Origin of the sequence: Synechococcus sp. R55.4 (genome assembly GCF_047461935.1) — a bacterium.
Taxonomy (GTDB): domain Bacteria; phylum Cyanobacteriota; class Cyanobacteriia; order Thermostichales; family Thermostichaceae; genus Thermostichus.
On sequence record NZ_JANSIF010000024.1, the window covers coordinates 1 to 21,605 of the forward strand.

The following is a 21,605-nucleotide window of genomic DNA, read 5'->3' on the forward strand; positions in this document are numbered from 1 at the left end:
TGGTAGTAATCCGTACTGAACATATTATACATTATTTTCAGTATAGTTGAGCTTATTATTGACTAGAGTCATGCTCTTGCTCCGGCAGAGTGTCAGTTCCTGCTGATGCGACCAGCCCTCTAAACCTCAGTCGGGATCCCTGGGATCTCGCTGCTGTGAGTGCTGCGCAAGACGGGAAGCGTCATCATCTGTCCCAGGCGTGAAACGGTGAGCTCCGCCGCCGGAATGGGCTCCGAGACCTGTCCGCCGCTGAACACCATCACCCGGTTGCTGTACAGCAGGATCTCGTCCAAATCTGTAGAGGCAAAAAGAATAGCTGTACCCGTTTGGGTGCGTTCTAGCAATTGCCCCCAGACCCACAGCGCCGACTCGATGTCCAACCCTCGCGTTGGGTGCTCCATCAGCAAAAGACTCAGGGGTGTGGGCAAGAGAGCCAACTGGCTGCGCTGCTGGTTGCCCCCCGAGAGTTGCTCCACCCGGCTGTAGGGGTGACCCCGAATGCTGAAGTGTTCGATGGCCGCTTGGGTCTGCTGACGGGCCAGAGCCCAGTTGATCCAGGGATCCTGCTGCTGGAGGGCAAAATGCTCCTGCAACGTTAGGCCGGGGATCAGCCCTTCCCGCAGCCGATCCGCCGGAGAAAACCCCACCCCACAGCGCAGGTAGTCGACGTAAGGACGGCCTGTCATCTCCTGCCCCCTCAACAAGATCTGGCCCCGCCTGGGCGGCAACAACCCTGCACAGGTGAGAAGGAAAGAGCGTTGCCCACTGCCCTCCAAACCAGCCAACCCAATCACTTCCCCCGGCTGCACCGCCAGATCTGGCAAAGCCAAGGCAAACGGCTCATGCCGCACCACCAGGGAGCGCAACTCCAACAGGGGATCCGCCCTCCTTTGCGGAGAATGGGGCCGAGCCGGGGGTGCCAACTCCCGCCCGAACATCCAATCGATCAACCGCTGTTCCAGCAGGGCAATGTCCTCACCTCTAACAGGCAGCTCCCCCACCACCTCCCCCTGCCGCATCACCGTCACCCGATCGCAAAGGCACTCCACATCGGCCAGCTTGTGGGAGACGAAGATCACCGATTTGCCCTGCTCCGCCAACCTTCTCAGAGCCGCGAACAAAAGATCTTTTTGCGCTGCAGAAATGCCCGTCGTCGGCTCATCCAAAATCAAGGTGTTGATCCCCAGGGAAAGCAACCGCAGCATTTCCAGTTGTTGCCGTTCCCCCACCGTCAAGCTGCCGATGGCTCCATCGGGGTTGAGGTTGAAACCAAACTCTTCACAGGCTTTCTCAAGACGTTTCCGGCTTTCTCGCAGCCCCAAACCCAAGCGCCCTCGTTGCCCGGCAATAAAGTTTTCCAGCACCGTCAGAGAAGGAAAATCCAAGGGATCCTGGTGCAACATGCCAATGCCCAGGCGAATGGCCGCTGCAGGGCTGTCGATGCGAACCGGTTGCCCATCGATCCAAATCTCCCCCTGATCGCAGCGCAGAAAGCCGCTCAGGATTTTGACCAAGGTACTTTTGCCGGCCCCATTCTCCCCAAGCAGGCCGTGGATCGTGCCCGCCTCCACCCGTAAGGACACATCGCGGTTCGCCTGTACCGCCCCAAAACGCTTGTGGATGTGCAGCAGCTCGACCTTCATTCTGCTCATAGTAACCTGCCTCCCCAGAAAATCCCCAAGAATACAGTTGCTGAGGTTGCAAGTGCTGGTGCTACGATAGCGACAGCTCGCCGTTAGGCGTTGGCTGCGGACGAGTTCAGCATCGATCTGTGGTTCGCCCTGCCCCTCTTCTCCGCCCTTCCCCCCTGCCACCCATCTCGGATAGCAACCGCCTCAAAATCTTCTCAGGCAGCGCTAACCCGGCTCTGGCTCAAGAGGTGGCGCGTTACTTGGGCATGGATCTGGGCCCGATGTTGCGCAAGCGCTTTGCCGATGGCGAGCTGTACATCCAAATCCAAGAGTCGATCCGGGGTGCCGATGTCTACTTGGTGCAGCCCACCTGCCGCCCCGTCAACGACCACCTAATGGAACTGCTGGTCATTATTGACGCCTGTCGCCGTGCCTCTGCCCGGCAGATCACCGCCGTCTTGCCTTACTACGGCTACGCTCGTGCCGACCGCAAAACGGCAGGCCGAGAAGCGATCACCGCCAAGCTGGTGGCCAACATGATTACCCAGGCGGGAGCTCACCGCGTGCTGGCTATGGATCTGCACTCGGCCCAGATTCAAGGCTACTTCGACATTCCCCTCGACCACGTCTACGCCCAGCCGGTATTACAGGCTTACCTCAAGGAAAAGGGCTTGCTCGACGAAGACATTGTGGTCGTCTCTCCCGATGTGGGGGGTGTGGCTCGTGCCCGTGCCTTTGCCAAAAAACTCAAGGAAGCCCCTCTGGCAATCATTGACAAGCGCCGCCAAGCCCACAACGATGTGGAAGTCATGAATCTCATTGGGGATGTGCGGGGGAAAACTGCCATCCTTGTGGATGACATGATCGATACCGCAGGCACCATCTCGGAAGGGGCAAAATTGCTGCGCAAGCTGGGAGCCAAAGCGGTTTATGCCTGCGCCATTCATCCTGTTTTTTCTGAGCCGGCCATTCAACGCCTGCGGGGTGGTCTATTTGAAGAGGTGATCGTCACCAACACCATCCCTATCCCTCCAGAGCAGCACTTTCCCGAGTTAACCGTTCTCTCGGTAGCCAATGTGCTGGGGGAAGCGATCTGGCGCATCCATGAAGATAGCTCCGTCAGCAGCATGTTTCACTAAAGTAAGTTTCAAAGTAAGTTTCTCCAGAGTATCGCTAGAGTAGAGTGGGTGCAGAATGGGTGCGCCTGCTCCTTTTCCCTGTGGAGATCAGCCCAACCAGGCACCCCCGATCCGTCGTGATGGACTGGGTTGAGCCAGCTCCTCGGCCAGGTTTTCCCATGTCACCTCCCATTTCTCGCTCGCCAAGATCCGTTGTGCACGGTTTTGCTTTCCCGCGGACTGCTCCCAGGGAAGGGCAGTCCCTTCAAACCGAACTGGGTACAGCGCTGTACCCGCTGTTGCAATTACTGGGTCAACTGTTGAAGGTACCTTTGGTCTATCTAGAACTGGCCCAGCCGGGATCCGATCCCCACTCGCCTTCAAAAGGGATCCTCTACCGGGATCCGCAAGGGATCCCAGCCGGAGAACCTTTCAACCCCGATGTCGGCTCTGAGCAATGGCCTTTTCATGAGTCCTTTCTCTTGCAAACTGAGCAGGGGATCCGGTTGGCCGATCTGCACCTGCTTGACTGCCATCCTCGCCAACTGAGTTCCTTTGAACGGGAACAGATTGACCTCGTTGCCCTCAGCCTGAAGCACATTCTTCTCCAAGCCCAGGAGCATCGGCAAACCCTCGAGCAGCTCCAATCCCAACTGCAGGACAGCCGCAGCACTGCTGCCCGCTACCAGCAGATCTTCGAGAACGCCGTCGAAGGCATTTTTCAAACCACCCTAGAGGGCAAATATCTGGTTGCCAACCCGGCCTTGGCCCATATTTTCGGCTACGAATCCCCTGAGGATTTGATGCACAACGTCTCCGATATTGGCACCCAAATCTATAGCGATCCGGAGCAACGAGCCGAATTCATCCAGCGCATGCTGAGAGAAGGTCAAGTTGTGAATTTTGAACACCAAGTCTGCTGCAAAGATGGCAGGCTAATTTGGATTTCTTTAAATGCCCGTACCATCTACAACGACCAAGGGGATCCCCTCTATTTTGAAGGATTTGTTACCGACATCACAGCATCCCGTCAACTGAAAGAACGACAACAACAATTGGAAGAGGCCCGCCGAGAGAGCGAGCATCGTTTTCTGCAACTGGCAGAGAATACGCAGCAACTGTTTTGGATCACAACACTCTACAGCAAAGAGCTGATCTACGTCAGCCCAGCCTGTGAAGCCATTTGGGGCCTTTCCGCCGAAGAGGCCTACGCCAACCCCCAAGCCTGGATGCGCCAAATCCACCCCGACGATCGCTGGTTGTTCCCCACCATCCTCAAAGCCCAATCGGAGGGCAAATCCACCGATGTCGTCTTCCGCATTTATCGCACCGATGGCCGCCTGATTTGGCTGCGGGAACGCACTTTTCCCATCGCCGACAAAGAGGGCAAAATCTATCGGGTGGCAGGGATCGTCGAAGACATCACTGAGTCCAAGCAACTGGAAGCCGAACGGCGTCGTATAGAGCAAGCCTGGCAACAAAGCGCCAACCATTTTCGGCAGATTTTTGAGCTGGCCCCCAATGGAATTGCCCTTGTGGACTTGCAGGGGCGATTTATCCAGGTCAACGATGCCTTTGCCCAGATTGTCGGCTACACCCCCGAAGAATTGAAGCATCGGCAGCAACTGGACATTCTCCACCCCGAAGATGTCAACCCACTGCTGGGGGCCAATGAGGCTTTGTTGGCGGGGAAGGTCTCCGTCAGCCAGCGCCAGATTCGCTACACCCATCGTTCCGGTCAGGTTGTTCATGTGCTGTTTCAGGCCACCCTGCTCACCGACGAGGAAGGACAGCCCACCCAGTTTCTCAACCAGGTGATCGACATCAGCGCCCGCGTGGAGGCAGAAATTGCCCTCAAAGAAAGTGAAGAACGCTTCCGCCAATCCTTTGAATGGGCCCCCATTGCCAAGGCCATGACCCACCTGGATGGCACCTATTTGCAAATCAACGCCGCTTTTACCGAAACCCTGGGCTACACCCTGGAGGATCTCAAAGGGAAAACCGTCCTCGACATCACCCATCCCGACGACATCGCCACCACTCTGGAAAACAGCAACCGCCTGCTGGCCGGCCAGGTGCATCAGTGCGAACAGGAACAACGCTACATCCACAAGAACGGCCAAATAGTCTATGCCATTCTTCGCATCACCCTGGTGCGCACGGCCCAAGGGGATCCCAGCTACTTTCTGAGCCAGATTTTGGACATTACCGAGCGCAAGCAAGCTGAGGCAGCCCTTCGCCAAAGCGAGCTGAGTTTGCGGGGCATTTTCGAGCAGTCGGCCCTGGGCATTTCCATCGTCGATCACCAGGGCCATTACCTAAAAGTGAACCCTGCTCTGGAAGAGATCTTGGGCTACAGTGCCGCCGAACTAACCCGCATGAGCTTCTGCGACCTCACCCATCCAGAAGACATTCAGGAAGATTGGCGCCTTTTCCAGGAGGTTTTGAACGGCCAACGGGATCGCTACCATCTGGAAAAACGCTACATCCACCGCAGCGGAAAGGTGGTTTGGTGCCGCCTGGCGGTCTCTGCAGTCCGGGATCCCGAGGGCAAAAACCTCTTCATCATCGGCATTTGTGAAGACATTACCGAAGAAAAACGGGCAGAGCTGCAGATCCAGGCCGCCCTTCAGGAAAAAGAAGTTCTGCTGCGGGAGATTCACCACCGCGTCAAAAACAATCTGCAAATTATCTCCAGCCTGCTGCGGCTCCAAGCTGACCAGATCAAAAGCCGCAAGTACGCCCGCGTTTTTAAGGATGCCGGCAGCCGTATTCAAGCCATGTCTTTGATCCACGAAGGTCTGTACCAATCCAACAATCTGGCCGCTGTGGATCTCAAGCAGTACTTGCACAATTTGATCTCCAACCTCTTTCACTCCTACGGGGTGAACCCCGAGAGCATTCGCGCCAGCATCCGTGCCGAAGGGATCCGCCTCAACCTCGACGATGCAGTTTTGTGTGGCCTGATCATCAACGAGTTGGTGACCAACAGCCTCAAGTATGCCTTCCCGAAGGGCCGCAGTGGAGAGATAGAGGTTTGTTTCAGCCAAACCCGCAAATATACTCAGTTGCGAGTCTCCGACAATGGCATTGGCTTGCCCCCGAACTTTGACTTCAAGGAAACTCAATCTCTGGGTTTACAACTGGTTGCAACCCTCACCGATCAGCTACAGGGCAAGATACAATTGAGAAGCAAATCGGGTACTACTTTCATCATTACCTTTCCGAGGAGCGAGCCTTGAAGAGAGTTCCACCCCTTGTCAAAGGCAGTATTCTGGTCGTCGAGGACGAGAAGATCATCGCCAAGGACATTGCCAACGTTCTGAAAAAATTTGGCTACGCTGTGCCCGCCATTGCTTCTTCCGGGGAAGAAGCAATCCGAAGGCTGGAAGAGATGCCGGTGGACTTGGTCTTGATGGATATCGTCCTAAAAGGCGATATCGATGGCATAGAAGCCGCCAAGCGGATCACCGAGCGCTTCAACATTCCGGTGGTGCATCTGACGGCCTACGCCGACGAAGACACCCTCTCCCGCGTCAAGGAGACCCGGCCCTTCGGCTACATCATCAAGCCTTTCAAAGAGCGGGAACTCTACACCACCATTGAAATTGCCCTGCACAACCACCGCCAGAGCCTCGAGAACCGCAAGCTGGAAGAAAAAAGAATCGAAGAGCTGCGGCAAAAACTGCAGCAGCTGCAGCAGTTCACGGACGTGAAGGGCACTCTGTTCAAGAAATTCTTGCAGGATCTGAGCGAGCCCCTCTCGAACCTCAGCTTTGCCTTGGGTCTGCTCAAGGATGCCGAGTCGGAGCAGAAGCGGGAGCACTATCTGCAGGTGCTGGAGGATGAGTTTCGCCGTGAGCTGGAGCTGATCCACCAAACCTCTAACCTGGAAAATCTTTTAAACCTGGAAAATGTTGGCCTGTTGAGCCAGTTCAGCCTGCTGCGTCCCCAGGAGCCCAGCCGTAGTCACCGGTTGGAGGAGGAAGCGCCCACCCCTGCAGCCACGGCCCCCCAAGAGTCGGCAGGCTCTGCCCCCGCACCCAGCCCCACTGCCGCCACAGCGCCACGGGCACCGCTGCGCCCCCTCAACCAGACTCAGTTGGCGGAACGGTTGGGGGTGGTGGTTTCCGCCATTACCTACTGGAAATTCAAAACCGGGTTTCCGGAGTGGAGCCGCAGCCGGGATCCCGACGGCATTTCTTGGCGCTATTCCCCCGATTCCAAGCGCTTTTCGCCCGTGCCCTAGCTAGCGTTGCAGCACTTCCACCCGCACAGGTGCCAGCCCCGAGCGCACCATCCCCAACACCTCTGCCGCCCGCAGGGAGAGGTCGATGATCCGACCGGGGATAAAAGGGCCGCGATCGTTGATGCGCACGACAGCCTGGCGTCCGTTTTTCAGGTTGGTCACCCGTACCTCGGTGCCAAAGGGCAGGGTGGGGTGGGCAGCCGTCATCTCATGGCGGGTTGGGTGCAGGTCATACCAAGAAGCAATGCCCTCTTGCACAGGCCCAACCACGCGGACAGGGGCGGGTTCCTGTTGAGGGGCTGTTTTCGGCTTGGAACCTGCAACAGCGGCTTTGGCGGTCAGAGCAGCCGGCTGGGGCAGGGCCGGAGCTGCAATGGGCGGGGCATCGAGCAGCAGACGGCGCAGACGATTGGCAGCCAAAACAGCCACATCCACCGGGCGCTGGTTGTCGATCAACAGCACTCCAGCGTCGATGCGCAGCAATTCCTTGTTGTTGACCTGAATGGTGTAGAGAGGAACACCCAAGCCTTGTTCGGCCAATTCCAGATCTGCCCAACCTAAGGTGATGGTGGTGTCTTTCAGGGATCCCTGGGCCATTTGGTTGAGCTGGGCCACAAGGGTGCTGGCCCGCATCAGCGGTGGTTCTAGCCCAGGGTGCTCGACAAAACTGACAATGGGCAGATCCCGCACATAGACAGTAACCACCTGTTGCCCGTCCATCTGATAGTCGTAGAGGGTGGAGATGGGCTGGCTGGTTTGCTGCCGTTGCTCGCCGATCTTGAGAATGGGATCCTCTTCCAGGCGGTGCGGGATTGCCTGGCGAGTTCGGTTCAAAGAAGGATCCAAGTTCAGGGTACCCAGTTTGGCAGGGGCAAGACCTTTGTGGTCGGAGATAGAGGTTTGGGGAATTCTCGGCAGCGTTCTGACTGGGGCTGCGGCAGCAGGGAGGGGTTGGGAAGGGGTGGCCGGGGGGGGCAATTTGGATGCAGGTGACAGCTCTGCTGCTCGGGTGTTGGGGGATCCGGTTCGCGTCGAGGCTTGTGCTCGCGAAGTCAAGCCGCCCAACATGCCTACCGGCAAGCCCAAAGCCGTGACACAGAGACAGCTGACCAAGCCCATTTTGCGGGCGGGATCCAGTCCCTGTCCAAGCTGTTTCCAATTTCGCATGAGGCCGCGCTCCTCTCCAATCCTGTACAACTTCCAAGGCGACGGTTAAAACAGAAGTTAATGTACCATAGGTTTCTGAGTTGACCAGTTTGCACAGTCGGGCACAAAAGCCCAAGTCTTGATAGCATAAGGGGTTTCGGCATTTTGGACTACCGCTCAGCAGGGGTTGACATCGATCTGGGCCACGCCTTTGTCAGGGGGATCCGCGAGCGCGTTGAACGGATTCAAATTCCGTCTTCAGGTTCTTCAGAAACCTTGGGTGGCATCGGCGGCTTTGCCGGCCTGTTTGAGCTGCCGACAGGGTATCAAGCGCCGGTGTTGGTGGCGGGCACCGATGGGGTGGGGACAAAGCTGGACATTGCCCAGCAGTGGGGTCAGCACCGGGGGGTAGGTGTTGATCTGGTGGCGATGTGCGTCAACGACGTGCTGACGGTGGGGGCCCGGCCGCTGTTTTTCTTGGACTATGTGGCCACCGGCAAGCTGGAGCCGGAAGCCCTGTTGCAGGTGATCGACGGCATCTTGGCGGGCTGCCAGGAGGCGGGCTGCCAACTGCTGGGGGGGGAAACGGCGGAGATGCCGGGGTTCTATCCCCCTGGGAAGTACGACCTGGCCGGGTTTTGTGTGGGAATTGTGGAGAAGGCGGCCATTCTGGATGGGTCGCGGGTACAGCTTGGGGATCGGTTGTTGGCTTTGCCCAGCAGCGGCCTACACAGCAACGGCTACAGCTTGGTGCGGCGGATTGTGGCCGACCGGGGTTGGCGCTGGGATCACCGGCCTCCCGGCTGGGATCGGCCTTTGGCGGAAGTATTCCTCACCCCCACCCGCATCTACGTGCAGGCGGTGCAGCGGCTGCAGGCAGCAGGGATCGCCATCCACGGCATGGCCCACATCACCGGCGGCGGGATCCCGGAAAACTTGCCCCGCTGTTTGGCCCCCAACCAGGCGGCGCGGCTGCAGCCCCATAGCTGGCCCATCCCACAGGAGTTTCTCTGGCTCCAAGAACAGGGCCAGGTGGAGACCTTGGAGATGTTCCGCACCTTCAACCTGGGGGTGGGCTATGTGCTGGTGATCCCCCCTGAGGCGGAAAATCAGGTGAGATCCCTGCTCCCCGAAGCCTTCCCCATTGGGGAGGTGGTGGCAGCCAATCCAGGGGAGAGCCGCGTTCTGGGACTGGAACAGTGGGGATCCCTCACAAGCCCTGCCGACTAGCCAACCGATGGATCCCCACCAAAAGGGGGAAAGGGATCCCAGTTCCCTCGACTCATCCTCGCCGTCGCTATGCTAAGTTGGCATGTGGCCTCAGCGCTGTTGCCCGCCTTCTTGCCCGAGCCTGCTTCCCGACATTTGTCCTCTTTGGGAATAGGGGTAACTCGGCCTTGGACCGTTTGCTAATCGCTGCTGACCCTCTAGGTTAGGAGTTGCTGATGACAGGTTTACCCACTGCTCGTGCAACCGCGGGTGCCATCGAAGTTGAGCATCTGAGCAAAACCTACGGCAGCTTCACTGCCATCCGCGATGTTTCCTTCCAGGTGAACGCCGGCGAGATCATGGGGTTTTTGGGGCCGAACGGAGCCGGCAAGACCACATCCATGCGCATTTTGGCCGGGTATCTGCCTGCCAGCGAGGGGACGGCGCGGGTGGCCGGGTTTGATGTTCACGAAAACTCGATGGCGGTGCGGCAGCGCATTGGCTATCTGCCGGAAAACCCACCCCTCTACCCCGACATGACGGTGGAGGCGTACCTGCACTTTGTGGCCCAGATCAAGCGGGTCAGCGCTGGCGATCGGCCCAGGCGGGTGGACGAGGCGATCCGGCGGTGCAGCCTGGAAGAAAAGCGCCACACCCTCATCCGCAAGCTCTCCAAGGGGTTTAAGCAGCGGGTGGGCATCGCCCAAGCTCTGGTTCACGACCCGCCGGTGATCATCCTGGATGAGCCCACCATTGGGCTGGATCCCAAGCAGATTATCGAGGTGCGCAAGCTCATCAAGAGCCTGGCGGGGGAGCACACCATCATCCTCTCCACCCACATCCTGCCCGAGGTGAGCATGACCTGCGACCGAGTGGTGATCATCAACCGCGGCCAGGTGGCGGCCATTGGCACGCCTGCCGAGCTGACAGCCCAGCTCCAGGATCGGCAGCAGGCAAAGCTGGTGGTGGGGGCAATCGAGGCAATGGCCATCCGGACGGCCCTGCAGCCTTTGCCCCAAGTGGAGGTGGTGAGCCTACAGCCCTTGGCGGCGGATCCCTCCCGCTGGCAGGTGCAGCTCAAGAGCAACGCTGCCGCGGACGGCTGGATCCCGGAGGTGGCCAGGGTGCTGGTGCAGGCAGGGATCGACCTCTACGAGATAGGCCGCCCGCAGGCTTCTTTGGAAGAGATTTTCCTGCAGCTCACTACGCAAGAGGGATCTGAGGGCGCATTGGAGGAAGCGGCATGAACGGAGTGGTTGCCATTTTTCGCAAAGAGCTGCGCGGCTACTTCACCTCCCCCATTGCCTATGTGGTGGCCGCGGTGTTTTGGGGACTGGCGGGGTTTTTCTTCTTTAATATTCTGGTGCGGGTGATCAGCTTTTCTCAGCAGGTGGATCTTTTCGCCCAGTTCGGCCAGGAGAACCCTTTTGACGCCGCCACCATCCTGTCGCAGCAGTTTCTCAACCTCTTGGGCACTCTTTCTCTCTTCTTATTGCCCATCTTCACCATGAGTTCCTATGCCGAGGAGCGGCGGCGAGGCACGATGGAGCTGCTGGCTACTTCTCCCATCACCAACTTGGAGGTGGCCCTGGGCAAATGGTTGGCGGTCTGGGTGTTTTTCATCACGCTGCTGCTGCCGCCGCTGGTCTACCATGTGCTGGTGCTGAGCAGCGCCAACCCGGCAGTGGACTACCGCCTGACCCTGATGGGTTATGTGGGCCTAACCCTGCTGGCGGGTAGCGTTATGGCTTTGGGGTTGTTTATCTCTTCTCTGACAGACAGCACCCTCATCGCAGCAGTGGCCACCTTTGGCTTGATTTTGTTGCTCTGGGTGATCGACGCGGCAGCCGGCCAGGAGGAGAACTGGATTGCCGCGACGCTGCGGCATGTGTCTTTGCTGCAGCAATATAGCAACTGGGTGCAAGGGATCCTCAGCAGCAGCAGCCTCATTCTTTTCTTGAGCATCATCGTCCTGGGGCTGTTTGCCACGGTGCAATCGGTGGAAAGCCTGCGCTGGCAACAGAGCTAGGGTCAGATGGGAGGAGTGTGGTGTTTGCGGCAGCGGTGCGGAGCATTATGAAGGACTGGCGCGCGTTAAAGGACTGGACAGGGATCCTGGGCATCGGCGTCATCGCCATTGGCCTGGTGGTGGGATCCGCCTTTACCGGTTGGACGGCTGTGCCCCTGAGCATGCTGGCAACAGGTTTGGCCCTGCTGGTGGCTTGGGGCATCACCCACCGGCAGGAGGTGGGGGTCTTCCTCGGTTTGCGTTCCACCCAGACCAACGCCAACATCCTGGTGGCGGCGGCGGCGATGGCCGTCATTCTGGTGCTGGTGAATGTGGTGGCGGTGCGCTACGACCTGCGGCTGGATCTCACTGAGGAGGGTCTGTTTACCCTGTCGCCCCAAACCCGGCAATTGGTGCAGGGATTGGCGCAGCCGGTCAAAGTTTGGGTGGCAACCACGGCGCCGGATCCCAACTTGCGGGAACAACTGGAGCGCTATCGCCGCCTCAACCCCAACCGCTTCCAGTTTGAGTTTGTGGATCCCAACCGGGATCCCCTGACCATTCAGCGGCTGCAGGTGACCCAGAACAACACCCTGGTGGTGGAGGCCGGAGAAAGCCGGCAACAACTGCCTCAGCCCCCTGCCCCTGATCTGGAGAGCAAACTGACCCCCGTCCTGTCCAAAGTGGTCAACCGAGGGGAGTTGCTGGCCTATTTCGTGCAAGGGCACGGGGAAGTGGGGCTGGAAGCGAGGGAAGGTACTCCAACTCTGGCCCAGGCGGCGGCAGCCCTGGGTCAGGAAGGCTATCGGGTAGAGCCCCTCAACTTGGTGCAATCGGGGATCCCAGAAGAGGCGGATGTCCTGGTGCTGGCGGGGCCACAGCGGGCTTTGTTCCCCGGCGAGGTGGAGAAACTGCAGGATTATCTGGCGAAAGGCGGACGGCTGCTGTTGCTGATCGGGCCGCGGGTGGAGGCTGGCCTGGATCCCTTGCTGGAAGAGTGGGGCGTGGTCTTGGGGGATGACATCCTCATTGAGGTGAGCAGCGTCAGCCAACTGTTGGGGACAGGGCCGGCGGTTGCCCTGGTTACTACCTACGGGGATCACCCCATCACCGCCCCCTTGGCGGCCCAGCGGCTAATGACCCTGTTCCCCCTGGCCCGCTCTGTGGAAACCGAAGCCCGCGAAGGGATCCAAGCCACGCCCTTGCTGCGCACCGGCCCGCAAAGTTGGGGGGAGACCAGTCCTGAGCTGGAACGTGGCCCCTTGCAATTCGATCCGGATCAGGACAAGCCCGGCCCCCTCACCTTGGGTGTTGCTTTAACCCGCCGTTTGGACGCCGACCAGGCCGACACAGGATCCCCGCAGGAGGCCCGCCTGGTGGTGATCGGCAATGTCAACTTTGCCCTCAACGGCAACTTGCGGCAGCAGGGCAACCGGGATCTCTTCTTGAACACCCTCAACTGGCTGACTGAGCAAACGGAGCAGATCTCCATCCGCCCCAAATCCATCACGGATCGCCGTCTCACCCTGACCGGTCAAAACTTCCGCTGGCTGGTGCTGGGATCGACGGTCCTTTTGCCCTTGGCGGCCCTGGGTTCCGGAGCTGCCCTGTGGTGGCAAAGACGGTAGGAGGAGAGTCCAGTATGTTCAAGCGAACCACCTGGGTTCTTTTGGGTTTGGCGGTGGCCTGTCTGCTGGGCTACTTCCTCTTGGACAACATCCAGCAACTGCGCCAGGAGCAACAGGCGGAGCGAGCGCGGCTGTTCCACTTTGCCACCGACACCATCGCCCGCATTGAAATCCGCCAACAGAAAGAGGGGGAACCTGTTCGCGGCAGCGGTGCGGAGTACTTGGAAATCCTTTTGGAGCGCAATCCAGAAGAAGAGGGATCCCACTGGCGGATCGTCGGTCCCATCCAGTCGGCGGCGCTGGACTTCCCCATTGAGCAGTTGCTCAACACCTTCTCCCGCCTCACTCCCCAAATCACCCTAGAGGGGGCCACCGACCTAGCCGCTTTTGGCCTGGATCAGCCGCGACACCAAATTGCCCTTTTCCCCAAAGAAGGGGATCCCTACCGCCTAGCCATCGGCAACGACAACTTCGACGGCTCTGGCTTCTACGCCCAGCCCGAAGGGGGACAGGTGGTGCTTCTAAGCAGTGCCCAGAAGGGATCCCTGTTGCCCTCTCTCTTGGCTTTGCGGGACAAGACTTTGCTTCAGTTTGATACAGCCGAGGTGAAAGCCCTGCAAGTGCAGTTGGCAGAGGCGGAGCCGGAAGTTGTTCGCCTGCAGCGGCAAGACGATACTTGGCAGATTGTCCAGCCCCGCGAGCTGCCTGCCGATGACCTCAACGTCGATCGTCTGCTCAATACTTTGTCTCGCCTGCAAGCCGTGGAGTTCCCCGCCGAGACCAAAGACGAGCTCGCCCCCTATGGCCTGGAGCAGCCTTCCGCCCGCCTGACGGTGGAGCTGGAGGGCGGCAAAACCCTGAACGTCGCTTTGGGATCGAAGAAAGATGGCCAGGTGTACGTCATCACCTCTGAGCACCCGGCAGTGGCCACCCTGCTCACCAGCACCGCCGATATTCTCCGCTCTGACTTGGAAGAGCTGCGGGATCACCGCATTGCCCGCCTCAATCCCAACCAGGTAGGTCAAGTGACCCTGGAGTCGCTGGGGGAGCGGGTTACCCTTAACCCTCTGCCGCAGGAGAAGGGATCCCTGGAGCTGCGCTGGGAAAACCCGGAGCAGCCGGGCCAGCCTGTGGATCTCAGCTCTCTGTTCTCCAGCCTAAATGCTGCCCGCGCCAAAGAGTTTGTGGAACAAGCTGATGCAGAAGCCCAGAGGGTGTTGTCTGATCCGGACCTACGGCTGACCTTTGAGCCCAAACCCGACGCCGAGCAGGATCCCTTGGCCCTGAGCTTGGCCTCCTCTGGCTTGCGGGCCTATGTGCAAAGCAGCCGCCAGCCGGACATTGCCGTGATCGAGCTGAGCACCTTCAACAGCCTGGAAACCGAAGTGAATCGCCTCTTGGAAGGCCAGCCGGAGAGCAAGGACTCCGCCCCACTCAAGCAACCGCCTTCCACCCCCTCGCCCCCGAGTTCCTAGAGCCTTAGCCAGCAGAGGTAGCTGTCTTCTCCTCCGCGGTTTGGGTTGCTTTTTTCAGGGCTTCCCCTTGTATCGTCAACACCGAGCAGGGGGCGCGGTGCAGCACGTAGTTGCTGACGCTGCCCAGAAACAGCTCGCTCAGGCCGGAGTGGCCGCGGCGGCCCACCACCACCAAGTCCGCATCCCAAGAGCGGGCCAGATCGCAGATGACCCGACCGGGGTTGCCGTAGTTGAGGGTGTACTCAGCGCGGATCCCGTGCTCAGCCGCTTTCTCCACCAGCGAGCGCAGGTAGTCCATCTGGTTTTGCTCGAAGATGGCACATTGCTCCCGGTAGGACTGCCACAGCTCGGCGCTGATGGTGGAGCTGTAATCTACCCCCAGGATCATCGGCGGCTCTGGGGCGCCCGGCTCTTCCTGAGACAGAACATGGAGAATCATCATCTGGGCCTGCATGGCCTTGGCCACTTGGACGGCCTTTTGAAATACTCCCTGGCTCAGCTCCGACCGATCCACTGCCACCAAAATCCTGCTGAACATATTGGCTTCCTCCAGATGGCTAACAGCGGGGCACAAGGCAGAAGCAGCGTGACTTCGGGGTTGACCTCTGACCCCTTTTCCCTCGACTCCAAGCTCCCCTCTGCTCTGCCCCACCTATCTGTGTTGTAGAAGATTTGGGCGAGAAAACCCCAGATATCTTGAACGAACTAGGCAGATTGGCAACGAAAGTTCAGAGATCTTGACACCGGTCAGAAGGCATCGCCTTGGGCTGCCCACTCCAACACCGCCTGCAGCGCCTCGGCCTGCTCTTGCCAGACTTGATCGAGGGGAGTGCCCCGCAGGATTTCCAGCGTTAGGGTTGGGATCCGCCGTTCCTGCCCTGCCCAAGTGCCCAGAGAACCAGGGGTAGGGTAGCCAATGTCGGCGGTAATGGGCAAGCCGTTGCAAGCGGCCATCACCTGGGCCAGCTCAAGGGCAGGGCCGTTGTAGTTCACACAGGGGTGTGCCTGACAGGAGTGGGCAGAAAGGATAAACTGGGGCCGCATCTGGGCCAAGCCCCCCAACAACGCCTGCGTCTCGGGCTCGGAGCCTGGGGCTGCTCCGGGCGGATAGCGAGCTTCCAAAGAGGCCGGGATCCAATCTTGGGTGGGCAGATTGCGGTTGAGATCGACGCCGTTGGCATTGAGACGTTGCCCCAGGGCACAGCCATCCGGGTTCAAGCGAGGGATCGCCCACAAGGTCGCCTTCCCGGCCAAGGATCCCCATCTCCCCGAGGCCACATAGCGCTCGATCAGAGTGTATCCTTCCACCTCGTCCCCGTGTACTCCGCCGATCAGCAGCAAGGAGCGGATCCCTTGGGTGAGCTGCCAAAGGTGAATAGGACGTCCCTGCACCGAGTAGCCGATGACCCGCAGGGATCTCAAAGGTTCACCCGCAGCAAGTTCCTGAGACATGGGGGATCCCGGCAAGTCTCGCAACCGTTAGAACGGGAGATCGTCCGGCTCCGGTGGAGAAACCACATCCCCTTCAGAGGATTCCCCAGTTGCCGGTTCACCCATCCCCGTCAGGGAGAGGACGCGAGCGGATCCCAGCTGATGGACACGGCGCGCGGTGATCTCGGCCAGCTTTTCCTTGCGCCCATCTCGCTCCACCACATTCATGTGCAGTTGGCCTTCCACTGTGATTTGGTCGCCCACATGGCAGGTGTCCACCACCCTTTTGGCCAGTTCTCCAAAAGAGGAAACACGCACCCGGTAGGGCGGCTCATCCGGGCGCAAGCTGGGAAAGCCAATCACCAAGGACGCAACAGCTAAGTTACCAGGGGTGTAGCGCAGCTCTGGCTCAGACAGAACCTCGCCCATCAACACAATCGAGTTCATAACGGAGCCATCCAGGGATAAGGGGCAGCTCAGGGCACTTCCATCATGCCCGCAGGCCAGGATGCCGTCAAACCTAGCCGACGCGGAGAGTCATGTGGCGCAGCACACTCTCGTTGATGCGCAGGTTTTTCTCCCAGGCAGCCACCGCATTGGGTTCGGCTTCGTAGTTGAACTGGATGTACAGACCCTCCTTGAACTTTTTCATCTCAAACCCGGCAAAGCGGCGCTTGCCCCTATTGGTAATCTCCACGTGGGTTACTCCGTTCTCTCGCAGGATTGCCTCCTGACTGCTGAGCAGTTGTTCGAGGGGTTCATCTGACAGATCAGGACGCACAATCAGCATCGTTTCGTAAGCGCGGGGCATGGAAGCGAGTTCTCCTTGAGGATCCAGTTGTAGAGATGCAGTAGACTATACTAGCTTTTCTTTCCTGCAACCGAAAAGGCCGCGGCTCAATCCCCACACCTCCATACTCTGGCCGCAGCAGCCAATGCAGGTGAGGCTGCTCACAAGAGGGGATCCATTGTCCGATACAATAGGGATTGCTTCATTGGCCGCTGGTTGGCCCGGCCAAGACACGCTGAATCGAGAGTTGGGATTCCAAGCATGAGCGCAGACGAAGTTTACAGCCGTGTTCGTAAGATCGTGTCCGATCAACTGGGCGTGGAAGATGACAAAGTGACCCCAGAAGCCAATTTCCAGAACGACCTGGGGGCCGACAGCCTTGATACGGTGGAGCTGGTCATGGCTTTTGAAGAGGAATTCGATCTGGAGATCCCCGATGAAGATGCAGAAAGGATCGCCACCGTGCAAGACGCTGTTAACTACATCCTCTCGAAGAAAGCTGCCTAGTCTGCCCCCAGTTCTGACTCTATACCCCCGGGCTAACACCGGACGATGGCTACCACAGATCCCGCCACTGCTTACAGACCAACCCGCCGCGTTGTGATTACGGGCCTGGGTGCGGTCACCCCTATCGGCAACTCTCCTGCCGAGTTTTGGCAGAGCCTGCTGGCAGGGCGCTCCGGCATTGGGCCGATTACCCATTTCGATGCCTCCCGCCACGACTGCCGTATTGCCGGAGAGGTGAAGGGATTTGATCCCCTCGACTACTTGGATCGCAAGGATGTCAAGCGCACCGACCGCTTTGTGCACCTGGCGATGGCGGCCACCCGGCAAGCCTTGGAGGACGCTGACTTTCGCATCACCGCTCTCAACGCTGAGCAAGTGGGGGTGATCTTGGGCACCGGCATCGGCGGCATCCGCGTCTTGGAAGAGCAGCAGACCATCTATCTGCAGAAAGGGCCAGATCGCTGTAGCCCCTTCATGGTGCCCATGATGATCGCCAATATGGCTGCGGGTCACCTGGCCATTCATTTTGGCGCCAAAGGCCCCAATTCCTGCACAGTTACGGCCTGTGCCTCTGGCTCCAACGCCATTGGCGATGCCTTTCGGCTCATCCAGAGGGGAGAGGTGCAAGCGGCGATTACAGGTGGCACGGAAGCGGCGGTCACCCCTTTGTCCATGGCGGGGTTCAGTGCCATGAAGGCCCTTTCCACCCGCAACGACACCCCGGAGCAAGCCTGTAGGCCCTTTGATCGGGATCGGGATGGCTTTGTCATGGGGGAAGGAGCAGGGATCCTGGTGCTGGAGGAGTTGGAGCATGCCCGCGCCCGCGGGGCCAAGATCTATGCGGAGATAGTCGGCTATGGCCTCACCTGCGATGCCCACCACATGACCAACCCTGCCCCCGGCGGCGAGGGAGCGGCCCGGGCGATGCGGCTGGCCCTCAAGGATGCCGGGCTTCAGCCTGGGGATGTGCAACACATCAATGCCCATGCCACCAGCACCCCTGTAGGGGATATCGCCGAGGTCCAGGCCATCAAGTCGGTCTTCGGCGAGCATGCCCCCCGTTTGGCCATCAGCGCCACCAAGTCCATGACCGGCCACCTGTTGGGGGGAGCGGGCGGCATTGCCACGGTGGCCACAGCTTTGGCCATCCACCACGGCTGGGTTCCTCCTACCCTCAACTTGGACAACCCTGATCCCGAGTGCGAAGGGCTGGATTTTGTACCCCACAAGGGGCGGCAGATGGCTGTTGAGGCCGCTTTGGTCAATGCCTTTGGATTTGGTGGGCACAACGTCACGCTGGCTTTGCGCCGCTACTCTCCCGATTGAAAGGCTTGGCCTATGTCTTCTCCCGAAAGTTCACTGCCCTCAGTTCGTCAACAAGCCTTGGCCGCTTTGACAGCGGAGCTGGCGCAGCAGGGTCACCCGCCCGAATATGCTCAGCACATGGCGGCGGCGGTTATTTTTCAAGCGGATTTGGATCTGTGTGCAGCTCAATTGGCGCGGGTGCTCAGTTGGCTGAAGCAAAACCATCCTCAGCTCTATCCAGAGGCAGTGCAATTGGTGGACACCACTCGGGAAGAGTTCGAGCGTCGCGTTCAAAATGGATAGACAAGCCATCTGCTGTGATCTGAAGCAGGGATCCGGCAGTTGGGTTGCGGTCGTTAGCAGAGGGTGATGTCCCCCCTATGGGACTGCAAGGGGTGATCTTGAGCTGGAGTGGAGTGGTGGCCGATGACGAGAGCCTGCACCTACAGGCCATCAACCAACTGCTGGTGGAAGAGAACCTGCGCCCCTGGAACCTGTGCTGGCCCAAGTCGGGATCCCCTGGGCAGTGGGAGCTTTACCGGCTGCAATACCTGGGCCGACCGGATCGAGAGCGCCTGCCGGCTCTGTGGGGGGATCAAGGGCGGGTGCTCAGCCCCAAACAACTGGAAGAGCTGCTGAAACGCAAGGCCCTATACTACCGACAGGCTTTGCAGGGGCAGAGGGAATTGCCTCTCATTCCCGGTTTGGCGGAAACTTTGGAGACGCTGGAGCGGCTGCAACTGAAGGTCGGCCTGCTGTGCGGCCAATCGGCAGCCGAGGTGGCCGCTTTTCTAGAGCGCTTCCAGCCATGCTGCCCGGCCCTGACGCGGTTGACCGATGGGGGATCCTACCGAGTGACGGGGGATGATGCAGGCCCAATGCTTTCCCCAGGACACTTGCACCGCCTGCTTTTGCAGCGGATGGAATTGCCTGCCCAGGAGTGCTTGAGCATTGAGGCCACCTACCCCGGCATTCAGGCAGCCCGTTCGGCAGGGATCCCAGTCCTGGCGCTGGCTACCTTCTTTCCTCTGCACATGCTGCAGCGGCGGGCCAATTGGGCGGTGGACGGCTACCACCAGGTGGAATGGGAGCGCATCCGGAACTGGTTTGCCGGCGGGCAAGACCGTCCTTCGACCCCAGAAGCGGAGGCCGGTTCCTTCAAGGGATCCCAGGGAGGTCAGCCCCAGCCCTAGGGCAGGATCAGCATGCCATCCCCAAAGGAATAGAAGCGATACCCCTGGTCGACGGCCTCTCGGTAGAGATCCAGCAGCCTTTGCCGCCCGATCAGCGCAGCCACCAGCATCATCAGGCTGGAGCGGGGCAGATGAAAATTGGTGACCAGTCCTTGAATCACCCGCCAGGAGTAGCCGGGGTAGATGAAGAGATCGCTTTTCCCCTGCCAAGGCTGCAAGGTGCCAGAGGCTGCCGCGGTTTCCAAAGAGCGCACCACAGTCGTTCCCACCGCGATCACCCGCCCCCCTCGGGCTTGGGCTTTTTGGATGGCTGCCACCGTTTCTGCCGGCACCTTGAGCCACTCGCTGTGGAGACGATGCGCGGTTACCCGCTCCGCTTCCACCGGTCGGAAGGTACCCAGGCCGATGTTCAGGGTGATGTAGGCCGTTTGGATCCCTTTTTGGGCCAGCCGCTCCAGCAGCTCCTGGGTAAAGTGCAGCCCTGCCGTGGGAGCAGCCACCGAGCCGGGGTGTTTGGCCCAGAGGGTTTGGTAGTCTTCAGGGCGAACTTGTCCTGAGCCCGGGGATCCGGAAGCCTTGATGTAGGGAGGAAGCGGGATCCGGCCCACCTGCTCTAGGATTTCCTCAAAAGGCTGTGCCCCCTCCCACTCAAACTGCACCACTCGCCCACCGGTCTCCGGATCCAAATCCAGGACAGTGGCTCTCAGCCCAGAGGGGGATCCCTCCTTGCTCCAAAAACCAATCCGATCCCCCACCTTCACCCGTTTGCCCGGCCTGACCAAAACCCGCCAGTTCCACGCCTGATCCGGCAGAGGTTGGGCGGCGGCAGGGATCCCTTCCAGGCAAGGCTCCAGCAGCAACACTTCGACCCGCGCCCCAGAGGGTTCCTTAGCCCCGAACAGGCGGGCCGGGATCACCTTGGTATCGTTGAGAACCAGCAGATCCCCTTCCTGCAGGTAGTCAGGCAGATGGCAGAAGCGGCGATGCTCGTGCCTATCCGGGTACACCACCAGCATCCGCGCCTGATCCCTGGGCTCCACCGGCGTTTGCGCAATCCGATCTGGAGGGAGGGTGTAGTCGTAGGAAGCTGTGAGCAGATCGGGATTGGACTCCCTATCGCCCAAAGGCTCAGCCTCACCGGGGGGAGCGGCAGCAGGCGAAAAAGAGTCAGGCATGGAGATGAATCAAGATGGGGTTCTACGTGGATCCAGCATAGCCAACCGGATCCCGCCAACTCTTTCCCTTTTGGAGGAAGAAAGACGGGTAACGCCCTCCCCCCAATAAACTGAGGGGGATTACTGGCATTCCCCCGTTTCGCTAAACCCTGGCCACCACCACCTGCTGCGGCTGATCCTGATACTTGCCGGCGCGGTCGGCGTAGGTCACTTGGCAGGGATCCCCTTCCAGAAACAGAAGCTGTACCACCCCTTCGTTAGCGTACACACGGCAGTCGGCGCTGGAGGCGTTGGAAAACTCCAGAGTGAGATAGCCCCGCCATCCCGCTTCAGCCGGCGTCAGGTTGGCAATCAGACCCACCCTGGCATAGGAAGATTTGCCAATGCAGATCACGGTAATGTTATCCGGGACTTGCAGCCGTTCCAAGGACACCCCCAACCCATAGGAATGGGCCGGGATGATAAAGTAATCCCCCATCTCGTCGTGGTGCAGCTCCACCGCTTCCAGATTCTTGGGGTTAAACCGCTTGGGATCCACCACCGTGCCGGGCACATGGCGAAAGATCTTGAACTCCACCGGCGACAGGCGGATGTCGTAGCCGTAGGAAGACAGCCCGTAACTCAAAACGGGCCGAGATTCAACAGCGCGCACCAGCTCAGGGCAGAAGGGCTCGATCATCCCTCGCCGCGCTTGCTCACAGATCCAGCGGTCGTTTTTTAACATGGATGCAGCCGGTTCC

General features: G+C 59.5%; 20 protein-coding genes. 12 read left to right on the top strand and 8 right to left on the bottom strand.

What is annotated here, in order from left to right:
* Positions 1 to 119: 119 nt before the first annotated feature.
* Complete coding sequence (locus NW842_RS07165) at positions 120 to 1,652, bottom strand: ABC transporter ATP-binding protein (RefSeq protein WP_414373682.1); 1,533 nt, start codon at positions 1,650 to 1,652, stop codon at positions 120 to 122.
* Between the two features lie 119 nt (positions 1,653 to 1,771).
* Between NW842_RS07165 and NW842_RS07170 the strand changes: the two genes are divergently transcribed.
* The 3 genes from NW842_RS07170 to NW842_RS07180 all read left to right on the top strand — a co-directional run bounded on the left by NW842_RS07170 (position 1,772) and on the right by NW842_RS07180 (position 6,998).
* Positions 1,772 to 2,770 (top strand): ribose-phosphate pyrophosphokinase, encoded by a 999-nt coding sequence (locus NW842_RS07170; RefSeq protein ID WP_011433256.1) that lies wholly within the window; start codon positions 1,772 to 1,774, stop codon positions 2,768 to 2,770.
* A 299-nt stretch (positions 2,771 to 3,069) separates the two neighbouring features.
* Positions 3,070 to 5,991 carry a PAS domain S-box protein gene (locus NW842_RS07175; RefSeq protein ID WP_414373685.1) on the top strand — a complete coding sequence of 974 codons (2,922 nt, stop codon included), beginning with the start codon at positions 3,070 to 3,072 and terminating at the stop codon, positions 5,989 to 5,991.
* Complete coding sequence (locus tag NW842_RS07180) at positions 5,988 to 6,998, top strand: response regulator (RefSeq protein WP_414417761.1); 1,011 nt, start codon at positions 5,988 to 5,990, stop codon at positions 6,996 to 6,998. The genes NW842_RS07175 and NW842_RS07180 overlap by 4 nt, the downstream gene beginning before the upstream one ends.
* Here NW842_RS07180 and NW842_RS07185 read toward each other — a convergent pair whose 3' ends face one another.
* Complete coding sequence (locus NW842_RS07185) at positions 6,999 to 8,165, bottom strand: septal ring lytic transglycosylase RlpA family protein (protein WP_414417762.1); 1,167 nt, start codon at positions 8,163 to 8,165, stop codon at positions 6,999 to 7,001.
* A gap of 144 nt (positions 8,166 to 8,309) precedes the next feature.
* Between NW842_RS07185 and purM the strand changes: the two genes are divergently transcribed.
* The 5 genes from purM to NW842_RS07210 all read left to right on the top strand — a co-directional run bounded on the left by purM (position 8,310) and on the right by NW842_RS07210 (position 14,464).
* The gene (gene purM, locus NW842_RS07190) at positions 8,310 to 9,374 is read left to right on the top strand and encodes a phosphoribosylformylglycinamidine cyclo-ligase (RefSeq protein WP_414417763.1); all 1,065 of its coding nucleotides are present in this window, start codon (positions 8,310 to 8,312) and stop codon (positions 9,372 to 9,374) included.
* A 215-nt stretch (positions 9,375 to 9,589) separates the two neighbouring features.
* Entirely contained in the window at positions 9,590 to 10,600 is a 1,011-nt protein-coding gene (locus NW842_RS07195) for an ABC transporter ATP-binding protein (RefSeq protein WP_414417764.1), read from the top strand.
* A complete protein-coding gene (locus tag NW842_RS07200; RefSeq protein WP_414343288.1) occupies positions 10,597 to 11,382 on the top strand; it encodes an ABC transporter permease in 786 nt (261 codons plus the stop codon). The genes NW842_RS07195 and NW842_RS07200 overlap by 4 nt, the downstream gene beginning before the upstream one ends.
* A 47-nt stretch (positions 11,383 to 11,429) precedes the next feature.
* Positions 11,430 to 12,989, top strand: a complete 1,560-nt coding sequence (locus tag NW842_RS07205) for a GldG family protein (RefSeq protein ID WP_414417765.1) — start codon at positions 11,430 to 11,432, stop codon at positions 12,987 to 12,989.
* Positions 12,990 to 13,003: 14 nt separating this feature from the next.
* On the top strand, positions 13,004 to 14,464 hold the full coding sequence (locus tag NW842_RS07210) for a DUF4340 domain-containing protein (protein WP_414417766.1): 1,461 nt from the start codon (positions 13,004 to 13,006) through the stop codon (positions 14,462 to 14,464).
* 4 nt (positions 14,465 to 14,468) lie between these two features.
* On the opposite strand, the gene NW842_RS07215 is transcribed toward NW842_RS07210, so the two are convergent.
* The 4 genes from NW842_RS07215 to rpsF all read right to left on the bottom strand — a co-directional run bounded on the left by NW842_RS07215 (position 14,469) and on the right by rpsF (position 16,706).
* Positions 14,469 to 15,002: a universal stress protein gene (locus NW842_RS07215; protein WP_414343284.1), complete on the bottom strand. Its 534-nt coding sequence runs from the start codon at positions 15,000 to 15,002 to the stop codon at positions 14,469 to 14,471.
* A gap of 209 nt (positions 15,003 to 15,211) precedes the next feature.
* Positions 15,212 to 15,916, bottom strand: coding sequence for a M14 family zinc carboxypeptidase (locus tag NW842_RS07220; RefSeq protein WP_414350642.1), 705 nt, complete (start codon positions 15,914 to 15,916; stop codon positions 15,212 to 15,214).
* Positions 15,917 to 15,943: 27 nt separating this feature from the next.
* A complete protein-coding gene (locus tag NW842_RS07225) occupies positions 15,944 to 16,342 on the bottom strand; it encodes a single-stranded DNA-binding protein (protein WP_414417767.1) in 399 nt (132 codons plus the stop codon).
* 73 nt (positions 16,343 to 16,415) lie between these two features.
* Positions 16,416 to 16,706: a 30S ribosomal protein S6 gene (gene rpsF / locus NW842_RS07230; protein ID WP_011433268.1), complete on the bottom strand. Its 291-nt coding sequence runs from the start codon at positions 16,704 to 16,706 to the stop codon at positions 16,416 to 16,418.
* A 240-nt stretch (positions 16,707 to 16,946) separates the two neighbouring features.
* Between rpsF and NW842_RS07235 the strand changes: the two genes are divergently transcribed.
* The 4 genes from NW842_RS07235 to NW842_RS07250 all read left to right on the top strand — a co-directional run bounded on the left by NW842_RS07235 (position 16,947) and on the right by NW842_RS07250 (position 19,690).
* Complete coding sequence (locus tag NW842_RS07235) at positions 16,947 to 17,192, top strand: acyl carrier protein (protein WP_414343279.1); 246 nt, start codon at positions 16,947 to 16,949, stop codon at positions 17,190 to 17,192.
* Between the two features lie 45 nt (positions 17,193 to 17,237).
* The gene (gene fabF / locus NW842_RS07240) at positions 17,238 to 18,518 is read left to right on the top strand and encodes a beta-ketoacyl-ACP synthase II (protein ID WP_414417768.1); all 1,281 of its coding nucleotides are present in this window, start codon (positions 17,238 to 17,240) and stop codon (positions 18,516 to 18,518) included.
* Positions 18,519 to 18,530: 12 nt separating this feature from the next.
* A complete protein-coding gene (locus NW842_RS07245) occupies positions 18,531 to 18,800 on the top strand; it encodes a hypothetical protein (RefSeq protein WP_414350639.1) in 270 nt (89 codons plus the stop codon).
* Between the two features lie 77 nt (positions 18,801 to 18,877).
* The gene (locus NW842_RS07250) at positions 18,878 to 19,690 is read left to right on the top strand and encodes an HAD family hydrolase (protein ID WP_414373706.1); all 813 of its coding nucleotides are present in this window, start codon (positions 18,878 to 18,880) and stop codon (positions 19,688 to 19,690) included.
* On the opposite strand, the gene queA is transcribed toward NW842_RS07250, so the two are convergent.
* Complete coding sequence (gene queA, locus NW842_RS07255; RefSeq protein WP_414373709.1) at positions 19,687 to 20,865, bottom strand: tRNA preQ1(34) S-adenosylmethionine ribosyltransferase-isomerase QueA; 1,179 nt, start codon at positions 20,863 to 20,865, stop codon at positions 19,687 to 19,689. The genes NW842_RS07250 and queA overlap by 4 nt on opposite strands.
* 142 nt (positions 20,866 to 21,007) lie before the next feature.
* Entirely contained in the window at positions 21,008 to 21,589 is a 582-nt protein-coding gene (gene dcd / locus NW842_RS07260; RefSeq protein ID WP_414344682.1) for a dCTP deaminase, read from the bottom strand.
* Positions 21,590 to 21,605: the final 16 nt, after the last annotated feature.

What these genes read in the sequence shown, in the direction of transcription:
- NW842_RS07165 (WP_414373682.1), bottom strand. Translation starts at nt 1,652, where the DNA reads ATGAGCAGAATGAAGGTCGAGCTGCTGCACATCCACAAGCGTTTTGGG.
- NW842_RS07185 (WP_414417762.1), bottom strand. Translation starts at nt 8,165, where the DNA reads ATGCGAAATTGGAAACAGCTTGGACAGGGACTGGATCCCGCCCGCAAA.
- NW842_RS07195 (WP_414417764.1), top strand. Translation starts at nt 9,590, where the DNA reads ATGACAGGTTTACCCACTGCTCGTGCAACCGCGGGTGCCATCGAAGTT.
- NW842_RS07200 (WP_414343288.1), top strand. Translation starts at nt 10,597, where the DNA reads ATGAACGGAGTGGTTGCCATTTTTCGCAAAGAGCTGCGCGGCTACTTC.
- NW842_RS07205 (WP_414417765.1), top strand. Translation starts at nt 11,430, where the DNA reads ATGAAGGACTGGCGCGCGTTAAAGGACTGGACAGGGATCCTGGGCATC.
- NW842_RS07210 (WP_414417766.1), top strand. Translation starts at nt 13,004, where the DNA reads ATGTTCAAGCGAACCACCTGGGTTCTTTTGGGTTTGGCGGTGGCCTGT.
- NW842_RS07215 (WP_414343284.1), bottom strand. Translation starts at nt 15,002, where the DNA reads ATGTTCAGCAGGATTTTGGTGGCAGTGGATCGGTCGGAGCTGAGCCAG.
- NW842_RS07220 (WP_414350642.1), bottom strand. Translation starts at nt 15,916, where the DNA reads ATGTCTCAGGAACTTGCTGCGGGTGAACCTTTGAGATCCCTGCGGGTC.
- NW842_RS07225 (WP_414417767.1), bottom strand. Translation starts at nt 16,342, where the DNA reads ATGAACTCGATTGTGTTGATGGGCGAGGTTCTGTCTGAGCCAGAGCTG.
- rpsF (WP_011433268.1), bottom strand. Translation starts at nt 16,706, where the DNA reads ATGCCCCGCGCTTACGAAACGATGCTGATTGTGCGTCCTGATCTGTCA.
- NW842_RS07235 (WP_414343279.1), top strand. Translation starts at nt 16,947, where the DNA reads ATGAGCGCAGACGAAGTTTACAGCCGTGTTCGTAAGATCGTGTCCGAT.
- fabF (WP_414417768.1), top strand. Translation starts at nt 17,238, where the DNA reads ATGGCTACCACAGATCCCGCCACTGCTTACAGACCAACCCGCCGCGTT.
- NW842_RS07245 (WP_414350639.1), top strand. Translation starts at nt 18,531, where the DNA reads ATGTCTTCTCCCGAAAGTTCACTGCCCTCAGTTCGTCAACAAGCCTTG.
- NW842_RS07250 (WP_414373706.1), top strand. Translation starts at nt 18,878, where the DNA reads ATGGGACTGCAAGGGGTGATCTTGAGCTGGAGTGGAGTGGTGGCCGAT.
- queA (WP_414373709.1), bottom strand. Translation starts at nt 20,865, where the DNA reads ATGCCTGACTCTTTTTCGCCTGCTGCCGCTCCCCCCGGTGAGGCTGAG.
- dcd (WP_414344682.1), bottom strand. Translation starts at nt 21,589, where the DNA reads ATGTTAAAAAACGACCGCTGGATCTGTGAGCAAGCGCGGCGAGGGATG.